Origin of the sequence: Streptomyces sp. NPDC096323 (assembly GCF_040302845.1) — a bacterium.
GTDB lineage: Bacteria > Actinomycetota > Actinomycetes > Streptomycetales > Streptomycetaceae > Streptomyces.
In genome coordinates this window covers 48,451-71,868 of sequence record NZ_JBEOSI010000009.1, presented here as the reverse complement: position 1 = coordinate 71,868, position 23,418 = coordinate 48,451, and the positions used below count along the sequence as shown (strand labels likewise).

Below are 23,418 nucleotides of genomic sequence, written 5' to 3'. Positions count from 1 at the left end.
CCTCACAGCTTGCCGCCCCGCCCGCCGTCGCGCGGCGCGGGTGCGATCAGCGTGGAGAGGTACGGCAACGGGCCGTCGGCCAGCTCCGCCGCCGGCCGGATCGACTCCTCCGGCAGCCCGAGCGCCGAACCCCACACCGCGTCCCCGGTCCGCCCCGTCTCGCGCAACGCCGCGGCGACTTCCTGGGCCAGCCGCCCGAACTTGTACGCGACGACCGTCCCGGGCCCCTTGAGGGCCTCCCGCAGCACATCCGCCCCGGCGGTCACCGGAACCAGCGTCAACGGCTCGGTGCCCTCGGTCAGCACCGCCCCGCTGCGCGCCGCCAGATCCTGCATCGCCGTGATCCCCGGAACCGTCACCACGGCCGTCCCCGGCAGCAGCTCACCGATCGTGTGCGCGAGATACGTGAACGTCGAATACACATTGGGGTCCCCGATGGTCGCGAACGCCACCGACCCATGCGTACGCAGCAACTCCGCGACCCGCGCACCCGCCGCGTCCCACGCCGCCTCCCGGCGCGCCCGGTCCGTCCGCTCGTTGAGCGCGAACACGACCCGCACGACCTTCTCGGCCCCGACGTAGTGCAACACCGTCGCCTCGGCGCGCCCCTGCTCACCCGTGTCCATCACGGGCACCACGACCACAGCGGCGTTCCGCAGCGCGTTCACGCCCTTGACGGTCACCAGCTCCGGATCACCGGGCCCGACGCCGACCCCGACCAGTGTGTTCATCCCTTGCACCTCTCCACGAACCGACGGGCCGCACCGGGCGCCGAAGCCCAGTGCGTATGCAGATAACTCGCGTGCACGCCCTGCTGCACGAACCCCTCCACGCGCCGCTCCGGCTGGTGCATGCCCCAGGCCGGCACTTCCCCCGCCCCCGGCTCCAGCACGGTGCGATGGAACTCGTGCCCCCGCATCCGCGTCCCCGTGGCCGCCAGCACGCTGTCGGAGACCGCCACGGCGTCCCGGTAGCCGAGCGTCAGCCGCTCCGACATCCGCGCCTCGGCGTCCAGCACCCCGCACATCGGCAGCCCGTCCAGCGACCGCGCCAGATACAACAGCCCCGCACACTCGGCGGCCACCGGAGCCCCGGACGCCGTCACCTTCGCAACGGCCTCGCGCAACGGCTCATTGGCCGACAGCTCGGGCCCGTACACCTCGGGAAACCCACCGCCGACGACGAGCCCCCGAGTCCCGTCGGGCAACGCCTCGTCCCGCAACGGATCAAACGGCACGACGGTGGCCCCGGCGGCGGCGAGGAGCTCGCTGTGCTCGGCGTAGGAGAAGGTGAACGCGGGCCCGGAGGCAACGGCAACCACCACTCCCAGCCCTTTCGCCCCATCCAGCCCCTCCGGGGTACTTCTCAGCCTCTGGGGGTCCCCCCGGACGAAGTCTGGGGGAGTTTGAGGCGCGGGGGTCGCGGCGGAGCCCCCCCGCGGCGGAGCCGCATAATGTTGCTGCCGGGAAGGGGCGGGGAGGGGAACAGGCCCGCCGCAGGCGCCCACCGCCTCAGCCGCGCTCCACGCACCCGCACCCGGCACCGGCGGCGCGGACCGCGCCAAGCCCATCAGCGCCTCCAGGTCACACCCGCCCCGCACCTGAGCAGCCATCGCCGCGACAGCGGCCACCGCATCACCCCGCCGCTCAGCCACCGGCACCAGCCCCAGATGCCGCGACGGAACCTCCACCTGCGCGGCCCGCCGCAGCACCCCCAGCACCGGTACCCCGGACTCGTCCAGGGCCTCCCGGAGCAGCGCCTCATGACGGTCCGAGCCGACCTTGTTCAGGATCACCCCGCCGATCCGCACCTGCGTGTCCCAGGAGGCGAACCCGTGCACCAGCGCCGCCACGGACCGCGACTGCGACGACGCGTCCACGACGAGCACCACCGGCGCCCGCAACAACTTCGCGACCTGTGCCGTGGAGGCCAGCTCGCCCTGCCCCGACGCCCCGTCGTACAGCCCCATGACGCCCTCGACGACCGCCAGGTCGCACCCCTGCGCCCCGTGCGCGAACAACGGAGCGATCAGCTCGGGCCCGCACATGTACGCGTCGAGATTGCGCCCCGGCCGCCCGGTGGCCAGCGCGTGGTAACCCGGATCGATGTAGTCCGGGCCCACCTTGTGCCCGGACACGGCGAGCCCCCGCCCGGCGAAGGCGGCCATCAGACCCGTCGCGACGGTGGTCTTGCCGCTGCCGGAGGACGGCGCGGCAATGACCAGGCGCGGAACGTTCACCACTCGATGCCCCTCTGGCCCTTCTGCCCGGCGTCCATCGGGTGCTTCACCTTCGACATGTCGGTCACCAGATCCGCCGCGTCCACCAGCGCGGCAGGCGCGTTGCGCCCGGTGATCACCACGTGCTGGGTGCCCGGCCGCCGGCGCAGCACCTCGACGACCTCGTCGGTGTCGACCCACCCCCAGTGCATCGGGTAGGCGAACTCGTCCAGCACGTACAACTGGTACGTCTCGGCGGCCAGATCACGCTTGACCTGCTCCCAGCCCTCCCGCGCGGCCGCCTCGTTGTCCAGCTGCTGATCGCGCTGGACCCAGGACCAGCCCTCGCCCATTTTGTGCCAGGCGACGGACCCGCCCTCGCCGCTGGCTCCGAGGACCTTCAGCGCGTTCTCCTCGCCGACCTTCCACTTCGCCGACTTCACGAACTGGAAGACCCCGATCGGCCACCCCTGATTCCAGGCGCGCAGGGCGAGCCCGAAGGCCGCCGTCGACTTCCCCTTGCCGATACCGGTGTGCACCACCAGCAGCGGCCGGTTGCGGCGCTGCCGGGTGGTGAGCCCGTCGTCCGGCACACTGACCGGCTGTCCCTGCGGCATTACGCGGCCCTCCTGCTGTAACCCTGAACGTCCTTGACCAGCCCGGCGATCGATTCCGCCCGTAGCTCCTCGAGCGTGACGGCGGTGCCGCCCAGCTCACCCGCGAGGCTCACCGCGAGCCCGAGCCGTACGGGCCCCGACTCGCAGTCCACGACCACGGACGCCGTGCCCTCGGCCTCATGCAGCCGTGCGGCCCGCGCGGCCAGCGCCACCGGCTCCGGCCCTCCGGTCGCCCGTCCGTCGGTCACCACGACCAGCAACGGCCGTCGCGAAGGATCGCGCAGCCGCTCCACCCGCAACACGTCATGCGCCTTCAACAGCCCGGCGGCCACCGGGGTACGCCCACCCGTCGGCAGCATCTCCAGCCGCGCGGCAGCCGCGTCCACGGATGACGTCGGGGGCAGCACCACCTCGGCGTCCTTGCCCCGGAAGGTGATCAGCCCGACCTTGTCCCGACGCTGGTACGCATCCATCAGCAGCGACAGCACCGCACCCTTCACGGCGGTCATCCGCTGCCGGGCGGCCATCGACCCCGACGCGTCCACGACGAACAGGACGAGATTTCCCTCGCGCCCCTCCCGCACCGCCTGCCGCAGGTCGTCCCGCCGCACCACCAGCCCCCGCCCCGACCGGCCCCGCGCCCGCTGATGCGGGGCGGCGGCCTGCACGGTCGCGGCCAGATGCAGCTTGGTCAGCGCACCCTGCGGCCGCCGCGCACCGGTCGTCCGCCCGTGCTCGGTACGCGCACGGGAGCGCCGCCCCGCCGCACCCTCGCCCAGACCGGGCACGCTCAGCATCTTCGTACGGAACGGCTCACCGGCCCGTACGGGCTGCTGCTCACCGCCCCCGCCCGCCTGCTCCTTACCCGGCTCCTGTTCCTTCTCCCCGCCCTGCTCGGGCACGGACTGCGCGGGCGTGTCATCGGCCCCGCCCTCGCCCTGCGGCGGCGTGTCGGGCCCGTCGCCCTCCGGCGGCCGGCCGCCGCCACCGGGGCCGTCCGGGTCCGGATCGTCGTCCTCGCCGCTGTTCTGCTCCAGCGTGTCGTCGAGCTTGTCCTCGTCGAGCCCGGGCGCGTCGAAGGGATTGCGCCGGCGCCGGTGGGGGAGTGCGAGCAGGGCCGCCTGCCGCACGTCCTCGGCGAGCACGTCCGTACGTCCCGCCCAGGCGGCCAGAGCGGTGGCGGTCCGGGCCATGACGATGTCGGCCCGCATCCCGTCGACCTCGAAGGCCGCACAGGTGGCCGCGATCTGGCGCAAGGCACCGTCACCGAGCCGCACTTGGGGAAGGAGCGCCCGTGCTGCGACGATCCGGGCCCGCAACGCGCCTTCCTCGTCGGCCCACCGGGCGGCGAACGCGGCCGGATCGTCGTCGTACGCGAGCCGGCGCCGCACGACCTCGACCCGCAGGTCGGTCTCACGGGAGGCGGCGACCTCGACGGTCAGCCCGAACCGGTCGAGCAACTGCGGGCGCAACTCGCCCTCTTCGGGATTCATGGTCCCGACGAGCAGGAAGCGCGCGGCATGCCGTACGGAGACACCTTCGCGCTCGACGTACGAAGCACCCATGGCGGCGGCATCCAGCAGCAGGTCGACCAGATGGTCATGGAGGAGATTGACCTCGTCGACGTACAGAATCCCGCGATGCGCGTCGGCGAGCAGCCCCGGCTCGAAGGCCTTTACGCCCTCGGCGAGCGCCCGCTCGATGTCGAGCGCCCCGACGAGCCGGTCCTCGGACGCGCCGACGGGCAGCTCGACGGTCCGCGCCGCCCGCGACACGCCGGACCCGGCCTCGTGGGGACCGTCGGGACACGCCGGATCGGGGGATGCCGGGTCGCAGGAGAACCGGCAGCCGGGGACAACGGACACCTCCGGCATGAGCGCGGCGAGCGCGCGCACGGCGGTGGACTTGGCGGTGCCTTTCTCGCCGCGCACGAGGACGCCGCCGACGGCGGGCGAGACGGCGTTGAGGAGCAGGCCGAGCCGGAGGTCGTCCTGCCCGACGATGGCGGTGAAGGGATAAGGCGTGCTCACGAGACCTCCTTGGGAGAGCGGCACATATTCAGCCCCTCCGGCGATTGAGGAGCGGGGTCCGGGGCGGAGCCCCGGTTCGGGAAGGGGCGGGTAGGGGACAGGCCCGCCGCAGGCGCCACCCGCACCACGCCGTGCCCCGTCACGCGTCCCCCTCCAGCTCGCCCTCGAGCTCCAGGTACGTCGCCCGCAACCGCTCCAACGTCTCCGCGTCCGGCTCCGCCCACAGCCCCCGCTCCGCCGCCTCCAGCAACCGCTCAGAAATCCCGCGCAGCGCCCAGGGATTGGACTTCTTCATGAAGTCCCGGTTGGTCTCGTCGAACACGTACTCCGCCGACAACTTCTCGTACATCCAGTCGTCGACCACCCCCGCCGTCGCGTCGTACCCGAACAGGTAGTCCACGGTCGCCGCCATCTCGAAGGCGCCCTTGTACCCGTGCCGCCGCATAGCGCTCATCCAGCGCGGGTTCACGACCCGCGCCCGGAAGACCCTGTGGGTCTCCTCGCCCAGCGTCCGCGTCTTCACCTGATCCGGCGTCGCCGAATCCCCCACGTACGCCTCGGGCGACTCACCCGTCAGATGCCGCACCATGGCGACCATGCCGCCGTGGTACTGGAAGTAGTCATCCGCGTCGACCAGATCGTGCTCCCGCGTGTCCACGTTCTTCGCCGCCACCGCGATCCGCCGGAACGCCGTCTCCATGTCCCCGCGCGCCGCCCGCCCCTCGAGCCCGCGCCCGTACGCGTAACCGCCCCAGACCGCGTACACCTCGGCCAGATCCGCATCGCTGCGCCAGTTGCGCGCGTCGATCAGCGGCAGCAGCCCCGCCCCGTACGCCCCCGGCTTCGAGCCGAAGATGCGTGCCGTGGCCCGTCGGCGGTCACCGTGGACCGCGGTGTCCTCGTCGGCGTGCGCCCGTACGTAGTTGGCGTCGGCCGGCTCGTCCAGTTCCGCCACCGCGCGCACCGCGTCGTCGATCAGGCCCACCACATGCGGGAACGCGTCCCGGAAGAAGCCCGAGATGCGGACCGTCACATCGATGCGCGGCCGGCCGAGCTCGCTCACCGGCACCACCTCGAAGCCGGTGACCCGGCGCGAGGCGTCGTCCCACACCGGTCGGCAGCCGAGCAGCGCCAGGATCTCCGCGATGTCGTCGCCCTGGGTGCGCATGGCGGAGGTGCCCCACACGGTCAGGCCGACCGACTTCGGGTAGGCGCCCGTGTCGGCGAGGTACCGGGCGATCAACGAGTCCGCGAGCGACTGGCCGACCTCCCACGACAGCCGGGACGGGATCGCCTTCGGGTCGACGGAGTAGAAGTTCCGGCCCGTCGGCAGGACGTTCACGAGCCCGCGCGTAGGCGAACCCGAAGGCCCCGCCGGCACGAAGCCACCGTCCAGTGCCAGCAGGATGTGGTCGATCTCGTCGGTCGTCCGGGCCAGCCGGGGCACGACCTCCTCGCAGGCGAAGCCCAGGACGGCGACGGCGTCCGGGAGTTCGAAGCCCAGCACCTCCCGCACCAGACCGGCCACCGCCGTGAGCTCCCAGCCGCGCGCCTCCATGCCCTCCGCGAGGCGGCGGCACAGCTGCTCCAGCAGGTCGATCGCGTCCGCACCCGTCCTGGCCGGGCCGTCCACCAGCTCACTCAGCTCGGCCGGCACCTTCACGGGGGCGCCCGGCTCGCCCAGCAACTCCTTCTCGCTCAGCCCGAAGTGCCCGGCGATGGCCGCCCGCAGCCCGGGCAGCGCGTTCGCCGTGCCGCCCCACACCTGTGAGGCGCGCAGGACGGCCAGCACCAGGTTGACCCGTGCCTCGTCGACCGGGCCGCCGCCCAGGATGTGGAGACCGTCGCGGATCTGGACGTCCTTGATCTCGCAGAGGTAGCCGTCGATGTGCATGACGAACGAGTCGAAGGCGTCGTCGCCCGGCTGCTCGTCGACATGCAGGTCGTGGTGGAGCTCGGCGGCCTTGACCAGCGTCCAGATCTGCGCCCGCACGGCGGGCGCCTTCGTCGGGTCGAGGTCGCTGACCAGCGCGTACTCGTCGAGCAGTTGCTCGAGCTTCGCCAGATCGCCGTACGTGTCGGCGCGCGCCATCGGCGGCACCAGGTGGTCCACCACCGTGGCGTGGCCCCGGCGCTTGGCCTGGGTGCCCTCGCCCGGGTCGTTGACGATGAACGGGTAGATCAGCGGCAGTTCGCCGAGCACCGCGTCCGGGCCGCAGCCGGCGGACAGGCCGAGGCCCTTGCCGGGCAGCCACTCCATCGTGCCGTGCTTGCCCATGTGGACGACGGCGTCCGCGCCGAACGTGTTCTCCAGCCAGCGGTACGTCGCCAGGTAGTGGTGCGAGGGCGGCATGTCCGGGTCGTGGTAGATCGCGATCGGGTTCTCGCCGAAGCCGCGCGGCGGCTGGATCAGCACCACCACGTTCCCGAACTGGAGCGAGGCGAGGACGATGTCGTCCCCGTCCACGTACAGCGAGCCCGGCGGCTCGCCCCAGTGCTCCAACATCGAGTCGCGCAGCCCCGGCTCCAGCTTCGCGAACCAGGCCCGGTAGTCGGCCAGCGGGACCCGGGCGGGTGCCGCCGCGAGCTGCTCCTCGGTCAGCCACTCCACGTCGTGGCCGCCGGCGTTGATGAGGCGGTGGATGAGCTCGTCGCCGTTGTCCGGGTGGCCGTCCACCCCGTAACCGGCGTCGCGCAGGGCGTCCAGCACGCGGACCGCGGAGGCGGGCGTGTCCAGGCCGACCGCGTTGCCGACGCGGGAGTGCTTGGTGGGGTAGGCGGTGAAGACCAGGGCGAGCTTCTTCTCCGCGTTGGGCTTGTGCTTGAGGACGGCGTGGCGCACGGCGATCCCGGCGACGCGTGCGGCCCGCTCGGGGTCGGCGCGGTACACGGGCACCTCGTCCGGGCCCTGCTCCTTGAAGGAGAACGACACGGTGATGAGCCGGCCGTCGAACTCGGGGATGGCGACCTGCATCGCCGCGTCCATGGGGGTCACGGCCGCGTCCGAGGCTTCCCAGGCGGCGCGCGAGGAGGTGAGGCAGAGCCCTTGCAGCACCGGCACGTTCAGGTCGGCGAGCGCGCCGATGTCCCAGGCCTCGTCGTCGCCCCCGGCCGAGGCGTCCGACGCGCGGGTCCCGCCGGCCGCGAGCACCGTGGCGACCAGGGCGTCGGCCCGGCCGAGGAGCTCGTACAGCCCCGGGTCCGCGCCGCGCAGCGAACCGCAGTAGACGGGGAGGGCGTTGGCGCCGCGCGCCTCGACGGCGTCGCACAGCACGTCGACGAACGAGGTGTTGCCGGAGAGGTGGTGCGCCCGGTAGAAGAGCACGCCGACGGTCGGGCGGCCCTCGGTGAACGTACGGCTGCCGTGGAGACCCCACTCGGGCATCTTCTGCGGTTCGGCGAACCCGTGCCCGGTCAGCAGGACGGTGTCGGAGAGGAAGCGGGCGAGTTCGACGAGGTTCCCGGGGCCGCCCTCCACCAGATAGCGCAGCGCCTCGGCGACGACGCCGGCCGGCGCGGACGACTCGGCCATCAGCTCCGCGTCCGGCACCGTCTCGCCGCCGAGCAGCACGGTCGGGATGCCGGACGCCTTCAGGGCCGCGAGGCCGTCCTCCCAGGCGCGCTTGCCGCCCAGGAGGCGGACGACGGCGACGGAGGAGCCCGCGATCAGCGCGGGCAGCTCGTCCTGGACGTCGATACGGGTCGGGTTGCCGATCCGGTAGGGGGCGCCGGAGACACGGGCGGCGAGGAGGTCGGTGTCGGCCGTCGACAACAGCAGCACGGTGCTCAGCGGGGCGTCGAGCGGGGCGGTCAGTGGCGCGTTCATGCGCGTGCTCCAGGTGCTCCGGGGGCGATGAAGGGAAGTCCTGCCGGTGCGCCCGACTCGATGAGTCGCCACAGCGCATCGGTGTCCGCGTGTTCTTCGATCAGGTCGCCGAGGCGGTCGAGCTGCTCCTCCCGCAGCCCGGCGAAGCAGGTGTCGGGGGCGGGCACGAAGCGTCGGCCGGCTGCCTTCGCGATCTCGGTCAGGAAGCGGCGGCGGAAGGCGTCGCTCTCCAGCGAGCCGTGCCAGTGGGTGCCCCACACGGCGCCGGTCCGGCAGCCGTCGATGCGCTGTCCTTGTCCGTCGGTGAGGAACGGCTCACCGCCGCGCACGTCCGCGACGCCGTGGTGGATCTCGTACCCCTCGACCGGGGCGCCGAGCGCCTCGCCGACCGGGCGGGCGAGGGTCTTCTCGCGGTCGAACCGGACGCGTACGGGCAGCAGCCCGAGCCCTTCGACCTGCCCCGCGCGCGACTCCACGTCGTCCTCGATGCGTTCGCCGAGGATCTGGTAGCCGCCGCAGATACCGAGGACCGGCCGGCCCTCGGCCCCGCGCCGCAGCAGCGCGTCGGCGAGCCCGCGCTCGCGCAGCCAGGCGAGCGCCTTCACGGTGCCGCGGGTGCCGGGCACGATGACGAGGTCGGCGTCGGCGAGCTCCTCGGCGCGGTCCACGAACCGCACGACGACGCCCGGTTCGGCGGCGAGCGCGTCCACGTCGGTGAAGTTGGACATCAGCGGGACGGCGCACACGGCGACGCGCAGGATGTCCTCGCCGTGCGGCGGCGCGACGACCGATTCGCGTACGGTGCCGCGCAGCGAGACCCGCAGCCCGTCCTCCTCGTCGATGCCGAGGCCGTGCGCGAACGGCAGCACCCCGTACGTCGGACGTCCCGTCAGCTCGCGCAGCATGTCCAGGCCGGGCTCCAGGAGCGAGACGTCGCCGCGGAACTTGTTGACCAGGTAGCCGGCGATCAGCGACTGGTCCTCGGCCGAGAGCAGCGCCGTCGTTCCGAAGAACGAGGCGAAGACCCCGCCGCGGTCGATGTCGCCGACGACCACCACCGGGAAGCGTGCCGCCCGTGCGATGCCCATGTTCACGATGTCCGTGCGCCGCAGATTGATCTCGGCCGGACTGCCCGCCCCTTCGCAGATCACCGCGTCATACGTGCCCCGGAGTTGTTCCAGGCAGTCCACGACGGTGGACAGGAGCGACTCCTGCCGGCCGCCGTGGTAGCCGCGGGCACTCATCTCACCGACCGGACGACCCATCAGGACGACCTGGCTGGAGCGGTCGCTGCCGGGCTTGAGCAGCACCGGGTTCATCAGGGCGGTCGGCTCCACCCGGGCGGCCTGGGCCTGCATGGCCTGGGCGCGGCCGATCTCGGCGCCCTCCCGGGTGACGAAGGAGTTGAGCGACATGTTCTGCGCCTTGAACGGCGCGACCTTCACGCCGCGGCGCACCAGCCAGCGGCAGATGCCCGCCGTGACGACGCTCTTGCCCGCGTCGGAGGTGGTCCCGGCGACCAGCAGCCCGCCGCTCATATCGGTCTCCGTCCTGGGAGTCGGGTTCCTGGGAGTCCAGGGCCATGGGTACGGGCAACGGTGGTGCGGGCCCCCGCGATCCGCCGTGCCGCGATCCGCCGTGCCGCGAACCCCGCGCCCAGGCGGGCCGCCACGCTCACGCCGAGGGCCAGAGTGCTCACCCGGCGCGACAGCCGTACGGCCCGCTCGATGTCCCCGGGCTCCACCGCCCGTCCCGTCTCGCCGTTGAGGGCGGGACGGTGCTCGACCCGGCCGCCGTACGAGAGCGTCCCGCCGAGCCGTACGCCGAGCGCCCCCGCGAACGAGGCCTCCACCGGGCCCGCGTTGGGGCTCGGGTGCTTGGCCGCGTCCGCCCGCCAGGCCCGGACCGCTCGCCGTGGCCGCCCCCCGGCGGTCACGGCGAGCAGGGCCGTCAGCCGGGCGCCGGGCCATCCCGCCACGTCGTCGAGGCGGGCCGAGGCCCAGCCGTAACGCCGGTAGCGGGGCGACTTGTGACCGACCATCGCGTCGAGCGTGTTCACGGCGCGGAACCCGACGAGTCCGGGAACCCCGCCCAGCGCGCCCCACACGAGGGCGCCGACCACGGCGTCCGAGGTGTTCTCGGCGACGGACTCCACGACGGCGCGGGCGATCTGCGGGCCGTCCAGGGACTGCGGGTCGCGGCCGCACAAGCGAGGCAGCCGCTCACGGGCGAGGCCCAGGTCCCCGGCGGTCAGGGCGTCGCCGATGGACCGGGCCTCGCGCCCCAGCGACGTACCGCCGAGGACGGACCAGGTGGCAGCGGCGGTCAGGGCGACGGACGCGGCGGGGTGGCGGCGCAGCGCACGGGAGGCCAGGGCGGCACCCCCGGTGGCGCCTCCGGCGCAGATCAGGGTGTGCAGTGCGCCCCACCCGCGGTGGTCGCGCCACAGACGGCGTTCGACGCCTGCCGCGGCCCGCCCGAAGGCGGCGACCGGGTGTCCCCTGCGGGGGTCACCGAGCAGAGAATCGCCGATCAGACCGGCCGTGGCGCCGTACGCGAAGATGCGATCGGCACGCACGGTTCAGCCGGCCGTTGCGCCTCGGAGGACCTGGGGACCTGTTCGGAGTGGCACAGGGACGGACGCACGGCAGCCGGGCATGGCGATATGTCCTCACTCAGGGTCCGCGCCCTGGTTCGACGTGACGGCGACGAGAGTCTCCTGGCTTCCGGATCCGCGGTTCCCCCGGTCTTCCAGTCCGCTTGCGTGGACCGTGACTTCCGTGGTGGGGGACTGCTCCCCGGTGACAGTGGCGGGACCGCGCCGGATTCGCACCGGCTTCCTCTGCTGTCGCCGTAATGGCTCCGGCAGTCCACCACGCCCCGCGAACACCCGTCAACTCGCCGTTGACCTGCGACGGCGCAGTGTGCTGAGACGCACATCGGGCCGGACGCACACGAGGTGCGTCCGGCCCGATGCGGGTGGGAGTGGTGGGGCTCAGGCGACGATCAGATAGATGCCGTACGCCACGGCCGCGGCGCACAGTCCGAAGCAGACGTACGCGCCGGTGCGGGCCAGGGCGAGCGATCCGCCCGCGGACCCGCCCTGCGCGGCTGGTTCCGGCTGCTTGGAGAGGCCGACGATGCCGAGGGTGAAGAGGCCCACGAGAGCGACGGTGGCGACGAGGGAGACGCCGAAGACGGTGCCGAGGGCTGCCCAGTCGATGTTCATGCGGATCTGTCCTTACCAAAGGCTCGTGTGATGCCTAAACCGTGGCGGGTCGGGCCGGGTCGGCGACCGGTCCGGCGGCGACCGGTCCGGCCGGGGCCGGGATGGTGGCCGTGAGGTCGTGGGTCTGGGCGGCCGCGGTGGGCGGCGGGCTGACGGCCGCGATGGCGGTGGTGACGACGCCCGAGGGCTCGCCGGTTCCGGCGGCCGCGTGCTGGCCGCCGGGTGCCACATCGCCGTGCCCGACGGGCTTGCGGCGCGACAGCGTCCAGATCGCGCCGGAGCCCGCGATCAGGAGCGCGGCGACGACCACGACACCCCAGGTGCCCTGCTTGGTGAGGAACTCCGCACCCGCGCCGACCAGACCGGCGGCCGGCAGGGTCAGGCCCCAGGCGACGAACATCCGGGTGGCGGTCGACCAGCGGACGACGCCGCCCTTGCGGCCGAGGCCCGCGCCCATGACGGCGCCCGAGCACGACTGGGTGGTGGAGAGGGAGAAGCCGAGGTGCGAGGAGGCCAGGATGACGGTGGCCGCACTGGTCTGGGCGGCGAAGCCCTGCGGCGGCTTCAGCTCGGTCAGGCCGCTGCCCATGGTGCGGATGATGCGCCAGCCGCCCAGGTAGGTGCCGAGTGCGATGGCGAGGCCGGCGGCCACGATGACCCAGACCGGCGGGTTGGAGCCGGGGGAGAGGACGCCGCCGGTGACCAGGGCGAGCGTGATGATGCCCATGGTCTTCTGCGCGTCGTTGGTGCCGTGCGCGAGCGAGACGAGCCCGGCCGAGGCGATCTGCCCGGCGCGGTAACCCTTCGCGGTGGCCTTCTCCTGGGCGCCGCCCGTGACCTTCCCGCCGATGCGGTACGTCAGCCGGGTGGCCAGCAGCGCGGCCAGACCGGCGACGACCGGCGCGGCGACCGCGGGGAGCAGCACCTTGGTGACGACGGTACCGCCGTCGACCGAGGACCAGCCCGCGGACATCACCGCGGCGCCGATCAGGCCGCCGAACAGTGCGTGGGAGGAGCTGGACGGCAGGCCGACCAGCCAGGTCAGGAGATTCCACAGGATGGCGCCGACGAGCGCCGCGAAGATGACCTCGGTTCTGAGCCCGTCTTCGTTGATGATCCCGCCGGAGATCGTCTTGGCGACCTCCACCGACAGGAACGCGCCTACGAGGTTGAGAACGGCGGACATGGCCACCGCTGTCTTGGGTTTGAGTGCGCCGGTCGAGATGGTGGTGGCCATCGCGTTGGCGGTGTCGTGGAAACCGTTCGTGAAATCGAACACTAGAGCTGTCACGATCACAATCGCGAGCAGCAGCGTGATGTGTTCCATTTACCCAGGCAATCGTTCGACGTCAGTGGCACGTGGACCGTAGGCAACCTGAGTGAACGGAAGATGAACTGAGCAGGGCGTCGCGGTGACCCCAACCGGAGCGCTGCCGCCCTTTTCGTGCGGCGGGTGAGGGTGGGATTCCGGTACGGGCCGGTGTGGGCCCAGAATCCGGGGCCCGGGCGGGTCGTCGGGGGAGGGGCGGCAGGGGGTCGCTCATCCGTGGAAAGGATCTTCGTATGAGCAGTGAGTGGCGGGATTCGATCGAACGGGCCTGGGGCGCGGTCGTCGCCACGGCCCGCAGAACGGCCTCCGAGGGACTGGTCGTGGGGACCTCGGGCAACGTGTCGGCGCGGGTCGGCGGGACCGTCCTGGTCACCCCGAGCGGAATGCCGTACGACCGGCTCCGCCCCGAGGATGTGACCGGCGTCGATCTGGAAGGCAACCAGGTCCTCGGCGACCTGGCCCCCACCAGCGAACTCCCGCTCCATCTCGCGGTGTACCGGAACACCGACGCCGCTGCGGTCGTGCACACCCACGCGGTGCACGCCACGGCCGTCTCCACGCTGGTCGCCGAGGTGCCCACGGTCCATTACGCCGCCGCGATGCTGGGCGGCCCCGTGCGGGTCGCCGCCTACGCCCGCTACGGCACGGACGAACTGGCCGAAAACATGCTCACGGCCTTGCGCGACCGCACCGGCTGTCTGCTGGGCAACCACGGCACGGTCACCTATGGCGCCACCCTGGACGAGGCGTACGACCGCACCGCCCAGCTCGAATGGCTCTGCCGCCTCTGGCTCACCGCGAGCTCCGTGCCCGGCCTCACCCCGGCCCTGCTCACGCCGGAGCAGCTGAGCGAGGCCGGACAAGCGCTGAAGGGGTACGGGCAGCCACGCGGGGGCCGGTGAGGGACGGCCGACGGCCCGCGAGCCGGGCGGGGCCACGGGCCGGGCGGGGCCACGGCGGCCCCGGTCACCGGACGGCCCCCGCCCACTGGCCATGTGCGGCACAGACGCCGACACTGAAGCCGTGCGCCCGGCTACAGCAACGGCAGCTGCCGTCACCTCCATCCTCGGCGTCGGCGCGGCAGCGGTCGCCGCCGGCCGGTACGCCGGCGACGTCGCCCTCAAGACGCCGTCCGGACGTCCCCTCCCCGCCGACCGCCGACTGACCGTGCATGCCACGGCGGCCGGACAGGTCACCCTCACCCGGTCCCTCACCTCGCTCCGGCCAGGCACCTACGGTCTGGTGGGCGACGGCGTCCATGCCGTCGTGGGGCCGGTGATCGACCAGGCCCACCAGGCCCCCGACACCGTCGTACGCCGACTGGAACGCGTGAACCGCGGCACCCTGAGCCCCGGTGCCAAGGTCCGCCTCACCCCGGAGCTCCACAGCGGCGACCCCGCCACCGCCCTCGGCCTCGACTTCCGCGAGGTGGAGATCCCCGGAGAGCTCGGCGGCCTGCCCGCCTGGTTCATGCCGGGCGCCCGCGACACCTGGGTCATCACCGTCCACGGCCTCGGCACCACCCGGGAACACCCGCTGAACGTGACGGGCTTCCTGCACGGGCAGCAGCTTCCGGTGCTCGACCTCGCCTACCGCGGCGACCGCGGCGCGCCCCGCTCCCCGGGCGGGCTCAGCCACCTCGGCGAGTCCGAGTGGCGGGACCTGGACGCGGCCATCCGCTTCGCCGTGCGCTACGGCGCCGAGCAGGTCGTGCTGTACGGCTGGTCCACCGGCGCCTCGATGGCCCTGCACGCCTGCGTCAACTCGGCTCTGAAGGACCGGATCGGCGGCCTCGTCCTCGATTCGCCGGTGCTGGACTGGCAGGCCACGCTGCGCGCGCTGGCCGCCGCCCGCGGCGTTCCCGCCGCGCTGATGCCCCTCGCGGTCCGCGCCGCCCAGGGACAGACCGGACTGCACGGAGCCCGGCTCCTGGACACGTCTCTGCCCGTGACCCTCCATGTGCCGACGCTGATCTTCCACGGACCCGACGACACCCTGGCCCCCTGGCGGCCGACCCGGGAGCTCGCCGCCCGCCGCCCCGACCTGATCGCCCTGCACGCCGTGCCCCAGGCTCCGCATGCGGCGATGTGGAACGCCGACCCGGCCCGCTACGAGGAGACGCTGCGCCGCTTCCTCACGCCCCTGATGTGAGCTGATGCACCGCTTCGGCCGATTGGTCCCGGCCGGTGCGGCAGGGCGCCGGCACCGGTGATCCGGGTTCCGTTTGGGCTTTCGGGCCGTCAGAGGCAAGACTGCTCCCCGTGACGTCCCGTACCCCGCGCGACTCCAGGCTGCGACTTGTCCGCCCGCGACCCCTCACCACCGCTCGCAAGGCCGTGACCACCCGGCGCACCAGGCCGGCGCCGCGCCCGCCCGAGGGCACCCCGCCCCGGTCGGAACTGGCCCGCCAGGCCAGGGCCGCACTCGCCGACGCCGTGCGGATCGCCCGGTGGGCGGCCGACGGCGCGAGCTCCGGCACGCCCCCGCTGGCCGCCCGGGCCCTCGAACGTGCTGCGGCGGCGCTCGAGTTGTCCCCGGCCCAGGTGCGCTCCGGCTGGGACCGGGCCAGGCTCGCCGGTCTCGTGGAGCTGCACGGCGAGACGGCCCGGCCCGGCTGGCGGCTGCGCGCCTGGGACCGCGACGACTCCGCCGTGCTCCGCGGCTGGGTGGCGCTCTTCGACGCGTGGTCGCTCGTCCACCCCGCACCGCGGGACATCGAGTCCACCGCGGTCTCCGAGGCGGTCGAGGCCGTGCCCCAGGTGCTCTCCCTCCTTCAGCTCTCGGCGGGCCCGGTCACGGTGCCCGCACTCCTCGACCTGCTGGGCCAGCGCGTCGCCGAACTGCACGAGGAGCGCTGCGAGGTGCCGTACGGGCCCCAGCCGCTGCCCGCCCCCGCCGCACCGGCGCCCACCGCACACCCCGCCGCACTCGTCGCCCTCCTGCTGGACTGGGCCCTGGAAGGGCTGGCCGCCGTCGGCGCCCTCACCCTCGGCGAGGGGACCGCCACCCTGACCCCCCTCGGCAACTGGGCGGTCTGGGTCAAGCTGGAACAGATCTGCGTCGCCGCGCAGAGCCCGGCAGGGAACATCGAGCAGTCCGCCGCCGACATGCTGCTCGGCTGCGCCCGCCTCAGCCCCGGCCCGGCCCGCGCCGAATACCGCGCCTGGCTGGCCGCCCGCCCCGTCGGCAGCGCCGTCGCCGAACTCCTCGGCGTGGCCCGCGGCGAGGACGCCCTCCTGCGCGGGCTCGCCTTCGAGGCCCTCCGGGTCGTCGGCGCCCCGGCCGAGCCCGAGGTGCGCTCCGTCGTCGCCGACCCCACCCTGCGCCCCTACGCGTTGCTCTGGCTCGCGGAGTACGACGGGACCGACCCCGAGGACGCCCAGGACGTCCTCAGCCGCGAGGAGGCCACCTGGCTCTGGGTCGACACCGCGGCGGCCGTCGCCGACCACGGCGAGACGGGACTGCTGGTCCGCCACCTCGACTCGGCCGTGCAGGGCACCGTCCCGGCACTGCTGGACGAGGTACGGGCCGTCGGCCATCCGCGCACCGTCCAGGTCCTGGTGGCCCTGGCCGCCGCGCACCCCGACCCCGCGCTCGCCAAGGCGGTCCGCAAGGCGGCGTTCCAGGTCCACACCGGCGGAGCCTGAACCGGGGGCTCCGCCCCGAACCCCCGCTCCTCTCCGGCGGAGCCTGAACCGGGGGCTCCGCCCCCGAACCCCCGCTCCTCAATCGCAGGAGGGGCCTGGTACGCGCCGCGCCTCCTCAGCCCGCCGATCCCGGGGCGTACGTCCCGAAGCTCCACACATTGCCCTCCGCGTCCCGCGCCATGTAGTCACGGGAGCCGTAGTCCTGGTCGGTGGGCGGCATGAGGATCTCCACCCCGTGCTCCACGGCCCGCGCGTGGTGGGCGTCCACCTCGTCGACCACCACGTAGACGCCGGCCGGTCCCGCCTTTTGCATCGCCTGGGCGAAGACGCCCCCGCGGCCCTTCGAGCCCAGCATCACCCTGCCGTTGCCGCAGGACAGCTCCGCATGCATCACCGCGCCGTCCTCGCCCTCGTACACCGCCTCCTGCGTGAAGCCGAGGCCCTCGGTCAGCGTCTTGATCGCGGCCTTCGCGTCCTCGTACAGAATCGTCGGATAGACCGTCGGAACGCTCGCCTTCGTGTCTGCCATCGTGCTCATTCCCTTCCCGCGCCGCCCGGGCCTGCCGTGGTCCGGATGTCATGTGATCTGTGTCTCAGTCTTCCACCGGGCACTGACAACGCCCTGCGCGACGCCCGACCCATGCCGTCCGGGCACGTCAGCGGAAGGTGTCGCAGTCGGCCATGTCGCCGCTGCGGAAGCCGGTGGTGAACCACTGCTGGCGCTGCGCGGCCGAGCCGTGCGTCCAGGACTCCGGGGTGACCCGGCCCTGGAACCTCTCCTGGATCCGGTCGTCCCCGACCGACGCCGCGGCGTCGAGCCCGTCCCGGATGTCCGCCCGGGCGAGCTCGGTGATCAGCGGCCGGCCGGTCGACTCGTCGGGCGTCGTCGTCGCGTGGTGCGCCCAGATCCCGGCGTAGCAGTCCGCCTGGAGCTCCACCTTCACGGCGTTGCTGTTCTCGCCGGTCCGTCCGTCCTGCGAGCGGGCCAGCGTCCCCATCTGGTTCTGCACGTGGTGTCCGTACTCGTGCGCGACGACATACGCCTCGGCGAACGGCCCGCCGCTCGACCCGAACTTGGTGCGCAGCTCGTCGAAGAAGCCCAGGTCCAGATAGACCTGCCGGTCGCCGGGGCAGTAGAAGGGGCCCACGGCCGAGGTCGCCGACCCGCAGGCCGTGCCGACCCGGTCGGTGAACAGGACCGTGCGGGCGCTGCCGTACGTGGCGTCACGCCGCCGGAACTCCTGGCCCCAGTAGTCCTGCACGCTGTTGACCACCGCGACCGTCCGGCAGTCGTCCTTGGTGTTGGCGTCGCGGCCGGTCCGGCAGTCCCGGCCGACCTGCGCGGCCGACGAGGCGGTGGCGGTCGTGCCCGAGTCGCCGGAGGAGAGGCCGAGCTGATCCGGGCCGACGCCGAAGAGCAGTCCCAGGATCAGCGCGACGACCCCGGCGATCCCGCCGCCGACGGTGGCCCTGCCACCCGGGATGCGGCTGCCCCGCGTGTCGCTGACCTCGGACGTGTCCAGGCCGGCGTCGTCGTCGAACTGCATGGCACCACCTCCGCTCGGCGCGCGGCTGCCACACAGCCATGCGCCGAGTATCGGATATTTCACACCACAATGCCCGGTTTCGCTCACGCGGGGGAGTGGGCCGGGCGCGCTCGGCGAGCGTTTCGGCAACTGCGGCGGGAGCACGCGGAAAAGTGGTTGGACACCGCCAGTAGACTGGTCCTCATGGCAATTCTCCTTGTGCGTGTGCGTGAGTAACGGCGTCGAGTCGTGAATCGCTAGCCGTTCCTCCGCCGTCCATACCGCTCTGGAGTTTTTCCCCTTGATCACCGCTTCCGGCATCGAGCTGCGCGCCGGCGCCCGCATGCTCATCGAATCCGCCTCGTTCCGTATCGCCAAGGGCGACCGCATCGGCCTCGTCGGCCGCAACGGAGCGGGCAAGACCACCCTCACCAAGTGCCTCGCGGGCGAGGGCACCCCGGCGGCCGGCACCATCACCCGCTCCGGCGAGGTGGGCTATCTCCCGCAGGACCCGCGCACCGGCGACCTCGACGTGCTCGCCCGCGACCGCATCCTGTCCGCCCGCGGCCTCGACGAGATCCTGCGCAAGATGCGGGAGAACGAGGAGCGGATGGCGAACGGCAAGGGCGCCACCCGCGAGAAGGCGATGAAGAAGTACGAGCGCCTGGAGACGGAGTTCCTCACCAAGGGCGGATACGCGGCCGAGGCCGAGGCGGCCACCATCGCCGCGGCGCTCAGCCTGCCCGACCGGGTGCTCGCGCAGCCGCTCCACACGCTCTCCGGCGGTCAGCGCCGCCGCGTCGAGCTGGCCCGGATCCTCTTCTCGGACGCCGACACCCTGCTCCTCGACGAGCCCACGAACCACCTCGACGCGGACTCGATCGTCTGGCTCCGGGACTACCTCAAGAGCTACCGCGGCGGCTTCATCGTGATCTCCCACGACGTCGAGCTCGTCGAGACGGTCGTCAACAAGGTCTTCTACCTCGACGCCAACCGCTCGCAGATCGACGTCTACAACATGGGCTGGAAGCTCTACCAGCAGCAGCGCGAGGCCGACGAGAAGCGCCGCAAGCGCGAGCGGCAGAACGCGGAGAAGAAGGCCGCGACGCTCAACGCCCAGGCCGACAAGATGCGCGCCAAGGCCACCAAGACCGTGGCCGCGCAGAACATGGCCAAGCGTGCCGACCGGCTGCTCTCCGGCCTGGAGGCGGTGCGGGTCTCCGACAAGGTCGCCAAGCTGCGCTTCCCGGATCCTTCGCCGTGCGGCAAGACCCCGCTGATGGCCGAGGGCCTCTCCAAGTCCTACGGGTCGCTGGAGATCTTCACCGATGTCGACCTCGCGATCGACAAGGGCTCCCGGGTCGTCATCCTCGGCCTCAACGGCGCGGGCAAGACCACCCTGCTCCGGCTCCTCGGCGGTGCGGAGAAGCCCGACACCGGTGAGATCATCGAGGGTCACGGACTCAAGCTGGGCTACTACGCCCAGGAGCACGAGACCCTCGACCCGGACCGCAGCGTCCTGGAGAACATGCGCTCCGCGGCGCCGGACCTCGATCTGGTCGCGGTCCGCAAGACGCTCGGATCGTTCCTCTTCTCCGGGGACGACGTGGACAAGCCCGCAGGCGTGCTCTCCGGCGGTGAGAAGACCCGGCTCGCCCTCGCGACGCTTGTGGTCTCCTCCGCCAACGTGCTCCTGCTCGACGAGCCCACCAACAACCTCGACCCGGCCAGCCGCGAGGAGATCCTCGGCGCGCTGCGCACGTACAAGGGCGCCGTCGTCCTCGTCACGCACGACGAGGGCGCGGTGGAGGCGCTCCAGCCCGAGCGGATCATCCTGCTGCCCGACGGCGTCGAGGACCTGTGGGGTGCGGACTACCGGGACCTGGTCTCGCTGGCCTGATCCACTCGCACTGGATCATTCGGCCTACGCGTGATCCATCATCTGTGTGAGGACGTCTCGTACCTCGGCGCGGCACCCGGCAGCTGCCTGCCGGGTGCACGCATGCGGGCCCCCGCTCCCTTTACGGCCCTGACCTGCCCGTTCCCTCAGGGGTAATTCCCCCGCTGCCCCCGCAAGCCTCCGGAATGAGTGATTCCGGTCGTGTCGGTGTCATTCCGCGGTGCCGATCCGCTTGTACGGACCTTGCCGAATGGGTGGCCAGGACGGCCCCGAGGGGTGATCATGAGAGTCCAGAGCGCACTTCCCACGAGGAGGCACGGGTGGCCGAGACTCTGAAGAAGGGCAGCCGGGTAACCGGCGATGCGCGCGACAAGCTCGCGGCAGACCTGAAGAAGAAGTACGACTCCGGTGCGAGTATCCGGGCGTTGGCCGAGGAAACCGGCCGCTCCTACGGATTCGTCCACCGGATGCTCAGCGAGTCCGGAGTGACGCTGCGGGGACGCGGCGGCGCGACACGAGGCAAGAAGGCCGCAGCGGCCTGACGGCCGTCCGCGGATCGGGACGGGTCGCAGGACCTGTCCCGGGGCTCACCGGTTTCGGTGGTGGCCACCCGGTCGATCGTGCGGTCGATCGGGTGGTTACTGTTCAGTCACTTAGCCCTGTGCTGACTGCACTGACTGCACCCCGATCCGGAGGCGCTTCATGACCTCGCTCGACACTGTGCTCGACAAGGACGGCGTACGACTCACCGTCGGCGACGCGGTTGCCACGGTGACCCTCACCAATCCGGCCAAGCGCAACGCTCAGTCCCCCGCTCTGTGGCGGGCGTTGACAGAGGCCGGACGGGCTCTGCCTGGCAGTGTGCGGGTCGTCGTGCTGCGTGGCGAAGGTGTGTCCTTCTCCGCCGGCCTCGACCGTCAGGCGTTCACCCCCGAGGGCTTCGACGGCGAGCCGTCGTTCCTCGACATGGGGCGCGGCCCGGAGGCCGAGCTCGACGCGGTCATCGCCGAGTACCAGGAGGCGTTCACCTGGTGGCGCCGCAACGACATCGTGTCGATCGCGGCCGTCCAGGGGCATGCCATCGGCGCGGGCTTCCAGCTCGCCCTCGCGTGCGATCTGCGGATCGTCGCCGAGGACGTGCAGTTCGCCATGCGCGAGACCAGCCTCGGGCTGGTCCCGGACCTCACCGGCACGCACCCCCTGGTGCACCTGGTGGGGTACGCCCGCGCGCTCGAAATCTGCGCCACCGGCCGCTTCGTGCACGCCGCGGAGGCCGAGCGCACCGGCCTGGCCAACCTCGTGGTGCCCGCCGCGGAACTCGAAGGAGCCGCCCGCGACCTGGCCGGCGCCCTGATCGCCGCCCCGCGCGACGCCGTCATCGAGACCAAGGCCCTGCTGAGCGGCGCCGTCTCCCGTCCGTACGAGGAACAGCGCGCCGCCGAGCGCGCCGCGCAGGGCCGCCGGCTGCGGGACCTCTCCGGCACCGCCGACTGACACGGCCCCGTCCACCGGCAGGCCGGCCACCGTCATCCGCCTCGGCAACCACGTGGCACCGGGTGCGCCGCCCGGGCCCCGGCGCCACGTCAGCCGGCCGGTGGACCCTGTGGCTCCGGCGCGTCCGTCACCGCCGTGACCAGCACCGCCACCGGCGGATGCCCGTCCACCGCCCGGGTCACCGCCGCCCGCACCGCGCGGGTCACGTCCAGCGCCCGGTGACCGCCCTCCGTCGCCAGCTCCACCCGCACGTGGCCCTCGCCCGTGTGCACGGGTGCACCGAGGGTCCGCGTCAGCGTCGCCACCCCCGTCACTCCAGCGGCCGCACGGCCCGCCGCGCCCTCCGGTTCCGCCGGGAGCACCTCGGCAGGCGGCGGTTCGGCCCGTTCCGGTTCGGTGTCCAGCAACTTCGCCACCCGGACGTCCACTTCGTCGACCACCAGCCCGAGCCGCTGCGCGGCAGCCGTCAGCAGAGCCGAGCGCAGGGCCGCCGCAGCGGCCGGCAGCGGCTGGTGGGCCGTCGCGGCCACGGTCGCCTCGATCCGCAGCGGGCCGGGCGGCAGCGCGCTCGGGGGCGGCGGCACCTGCGGGGCGGGAGCCGACTCCGCGTCGGCCACCGCGATCCGCAGCTCCATGATCACCGGCCCCGGCCCGGCCACCGCCCGGCGCAGCACGCCGACCGCGGCCCGCTCCGAGATCCAGGCCCCGTCCGCCGGACCGCCCAGCGGAAGAAGCCGGCCCAGCCCGAGCCGTTGCCGTACCGCGGCCGTCCATCCGTGGGCCCTGTGAGAGCCGTCAGCCGTCGTCATTGCTCCAGCCTGCCGCATCCACGGGGCGAGATGGGGCAAGCGCACTTAATCTGGGCGAGGAAGTCCAATCTGTCCCGAAGGGAAGAACGGCGATGACCGACACCCCCCAGCGGAACCACAACCTCGACACGGACTCGACGGGCGGCAGCACGCTGACCAAGCGCGGCGGAGGAGATCCCGCCACCCGCGGCCGTACGACGATCGCCGACGGTGTGGTCGAGAAGATCGCCGGAATGGCGGCACGTGACGTGTCCGGTGTGCACGCGATGGGCAGCGGAATGTCGCGGACGTTCGGCGCGGTGCGCGACCGTGTCCCCGGCGGCGGCAAGTCCGTCAGCCGCGGTGTGAAGGCAGAGGTCGGCGAGTCCCAGACGGCCCTCGACCTGGAGATCGTCGTCGACTACGGCGTGTCGATCCGCGATGTCGCCCGCGACGTGAGGGAGAACGTGGTCGCGGCGGTCGAGCGGATGACGGGCCTCGAGGTCATCGAGGTCAACATCGCGGTGAGCGATGTGAAGCTGCCCGACGAGGAGGACGACGAGGACCAGTCCGAGCCACGAGTCCAGTAGTCCTTGCGTCAAGGGCAGGTGAGGAGCGCAGATGAGCATGGCTGTGGTCGGCATGGTGGCCGGCATGGCACTCGGCTTCGCCGGGTACTTCGGCGGATTCGGAGCCTTTCTTCTGGTGGCCGCCCTGGGGGCGATCGGCTTCATCGCCGGTCGCTTCCTCGACGGTGACCTGGAGCCCGGCGACTTCTTCCGGAGTCGCGATCGCGGCGACCGGCGGCGGTGA

General features: G+C 72.6%; 20 protein-coding genes and 1 riboswitch. Of the genes, 8 read left to right on the top strand and 12 right to left on the bottom strand.

Annotation, left to right across the window (positions count from 1 at the left end; translation table 11 throughout):
• Positions 1–2 precede the first annotated feature (2 nt).
• The 9 genes from cobI to ABTX18_RS24620 all read right to left on the bottom strand — a co-directional run bounded on the left by cobI (position 3) and on the right by ABTX18_RS24620 (position 13,247).
• Positions 3–731 carry a precorrin-2 C(20)-methyltransferase gene (gene cobI, locus ABTX18_RS24660; protein ID WP_352124921.1) on the bottom strand — a complete coding sequence of 243 codons (729 nt, stop codon included), beginning with the start codon at positions 729–731 and terminating at the stop codon, positions 3–5.
• A complete protein-coding gene (locus ABTX18_RS24655) occupies positions 728–2,242 on the bottom strand; it encodes a cobyrinic acid a,c-diamide synthase CobB (RefSeq protein ID WP_352124920.1) in 1,515 nt (504 codons plus the stop codon). Before ABTX18_RS24655 ends, cobI begins: the two co-directional genes overlap by 4 nt.
• On the bottom strand, positions 2,236–2,835 hold the full coding sequence (cobO, locus tag ABTX18_RS24650) for a cob(I)yrinic acid a,c-diamide adenosyltransferase (RefSeq protein ID WP_352124919.1): 600 nt from the start codon (positions 2,833–2,835) through the stop codon (positions 2,236–2,238). Before cobO ends, ABTX18_RS24655 begins: the two co-directional genes overlap by 7 nt.
• Positions 2,835–4,865, bottom strand: a complete 2,031-nt coding sequence (locus ABTX18_RS24645; protein ID WP_352124918.1) for a putative cobaltochelatase — start codon at positions 4,863–4,865, stop codon at positions 2,835–2,837. Before ABTX18_RS24645 ends, cobO begins: the two co-directional genes overlap by 1 nt.
• Positions 4,866–5,004: 139 nt before the next feature.
• Positions 5,005–8,655 carry a cobaltochelatase subunit CobN gene (gene cobN / locus ABTX18_RS24640; protein WP_352125192.1) on the bottom strand — a complete coding sequence of 1,217 codons (3,651 nt, stop codon included), beginning with the start codon at positions 8,653–8,655 and terminating at the stop codon, positions 5,005–5,007.
• A 32-nt stretch (positions 8,656–8,687) separates the two neighbouring features.
• Complete coding sequence (locus ABTX18_RS24635) at positions 8,688–10,229, bottom strand: cobyric acid synthase (protein WP_352124917.1); 1,542 nt, start codon at positions 10,227–10,229, stop codon at positions 8,688–8,690.
• Positions 10,226–11,269 (bottom strand): cobalamin biosynthesis protein, encoded by a 1,044-nt coding sequence (locus tag ABTX18_RS24630; protein WP_352124916.1) that lies wholly within the window; start codon positions 11,267–11,269, stop codon positions 10,226–10,228. Before ABTX18_RS24630 ends, ABTX18_RS24635 begins: the two co-directional genes overlap by 4 nt.
• Positions 11,270–11,403: 134 nt before the next feature.
• Positions 11,404–11,534, bottom strand: a riboswitch (cobalamin riboswitch).
• A 152-nt stretch (positions 11,535–11,686) separates the two neighbouring features.
• The gene (locus ABTX18_RS24625) at positions 11,687–11,920 is read right to left on the bottom strand and encodes a hypothetical protein (protein ID WP_352124915.1); all 234 of its coding nucleotides are present in this window, start codon (positions 11,918–11,920) and stop codon (positions 11,687–11,689) included.
• Positions 11,921–11,954: 34 nt separating this feature from the next.
• Positions 11,955–13,247 (bottom strand): inorganic phosphate transporter, encoded by a 1,293-nt coding sequence (locus ABTX18_RS24620; RefSeq protein WP_352124914.1) that lies wholly within the window; start codon positions 13,245–13,247, stop codon positions 11,955–11,957.
• A 236-nt stretch (positions 13,248–13,483) separates the two neighbouring features.
• Between ABTX18_RS24620 and ABTX18_RS24615 the strand changes: the two genes are divergently transcribed.
• The 3 genes from ABTX18_RS24615 (at position 13,484) to ABTX18_RS24605 (ending at position 16,897) form a co-directional block, all read left to right on the top strand.
• Positions 13,484–14,152: a class II aldolase/adducin family protein gene (locus tag ABTX18_RS24615; protein WP_352124913.1), complete on the top strand. Its 669-nt coding sequence runs from the start codon at positions 13,484–13,486 to the stop codon at positions 14,150–14,152.
• Between the two features lie 121 nt (positions 14,153–14,273).
• Entirely contained in the window at positions 14,274–15,401 is a 1,128-nt protein-coding gene (locus ABTX18_RS24610) for an alpha/beta hydrolase (RefSeq protein ID WP_352124912.1), read from the top strand.
• Between the two features lie 185 nt (positions 15,402–15,586).
• Entirely contained in the window at positions 15,587–16,897 is a 1,311-nt protein-coding gene (locus ABTX18_RS24605; RefSeq protein ID WP_352125191.1) for a hypothetical protein, read from the top strand.
• A gap of 115 nt (positions 16,898–17,012) precedes the next feature.
• Here ABTX18_RS24605 and ABTX18_RS24600 read toward each other — a convergent pair whose 3' ends face one another.
• Together ABTX18_RS24600 and ypfJ are read right to left on the bottom strand one after the other, a co-directional pair.
• On the bottom strand, positions 17,013–17,426 hold the full coding sequence (locus tag ABTX18_RS24600) for a VOC family protein (RefSeq protein WP_352124911.1): 414 nt from the start codon (positions 17,424–17,426) through the stop codon (positions 17,013–17,015).
• 127 nt (positions 17,427–17,553) lie between these two features.
• A complete protein-coding gene (gene ypfJ, locus ABTX18_RS24595; RefSeq protein ID WP_352124910.1) occupies positions 17,554–18,444 on the bottom strand; it encodes a KPN_02809 family neutral zinc metallopeptidase in 891 nt (296 codons plus the stop codon).
• Positions 18,445–18,724: 280 nt separating this feature from the next.
• On the opposite strand from ypfJ, the gene ABTX18_RS24590 reads away from it, so the two are divergent.
• From ABTX18_RS24590 to ABTX18_RS24580, 3 genes are all read left to right on the top strand, one after another.
• Positions 18,725–20,323 carry an ABC-F family ATP-binding cassette domain-containing protein gene (locus ABTX18_RS24590; protein WP_352124909.1) on the top strand — a complete coding sequence of 533 codons (1,599 nt, stop codon included), beginning with the start codon at positions 18,725–18,727 and terminating at the stop codon, positions 20,321–20,323.
• 320 nt (positions 20,324–20,643) lie between these two features.
• Positions 20,644–20,865 carry a helix-turn-helix domain-containing protein gene (locus tag ABTX18_RS24585; protein ID WP_352124908.1) on the top strand — a complete coding sequence of 74 codons (222 nt, stop codon included), beginning with the start codon at positions 20,644–20,646 and terminating at the stop codon, positions 20,863–20,865.
• A gap of 160 nt (positions 20,866–21,025) precedes the next feature.
• On the top strand, positions 21,026–21,817 hold the full coding sequence (locus ABTX18_RS24580; RefSeq protein ID WP_352124907.1) for an enoyl-CoA hydratase/isomerase family protein: 792 nt from the start codon (positions 21,026–21,028) through the stop codon (positions 21,815–21,817).
• A gap of 89 nt (positions 21,818–21,906) precedes the next feature.
• Here the strand turns inward: ABTX18_RS24580 and ABTX18_RS24575 are convergent, their stop codons facing one another.
• The gene (locus ABTX18_RS24575; RefSeq protein ID WP_352124906.1) at positions 21,907–22,626 is read right to left on the bottom strand and encodes a hypothetical protein; all 720 of its coding nucleotides are present in this window, start codon (positions 22,624–22,626) and stop codon (positions 21,907–21,909) included.
• Between the two features lie 92 nt (positions 22,627–22,718).
• Between ABTX18_RS24575 and ABTX18_RS24570 the strand changes: the two genes are divergently transcribed.
• The gene (locus tag ABTX18_RS24570; RefSeq protein ID WP_352124905.1) at positions 22,719–23,195 is read left to right on the top strand and encodes an Asp23/Gls24 family envelope stress response protein; all 477 of its coding nucleotides are present in this window, start codon (positions 22,719–22,721) and stop codon (positions 23,193–23,195) included.
• A 31-nt stretch (positions 23,196–23,226) separates the two neighbouring features.
• On the top strand, positions 23,227–23,418 hold the full coding sequence (locus ABTX18_RS24565) for a hypothetical protein (protein WP_136330255.1): 192 nt from the start codon (positions 23,227–23,229) through the stop codon (positions 23,416–23,418).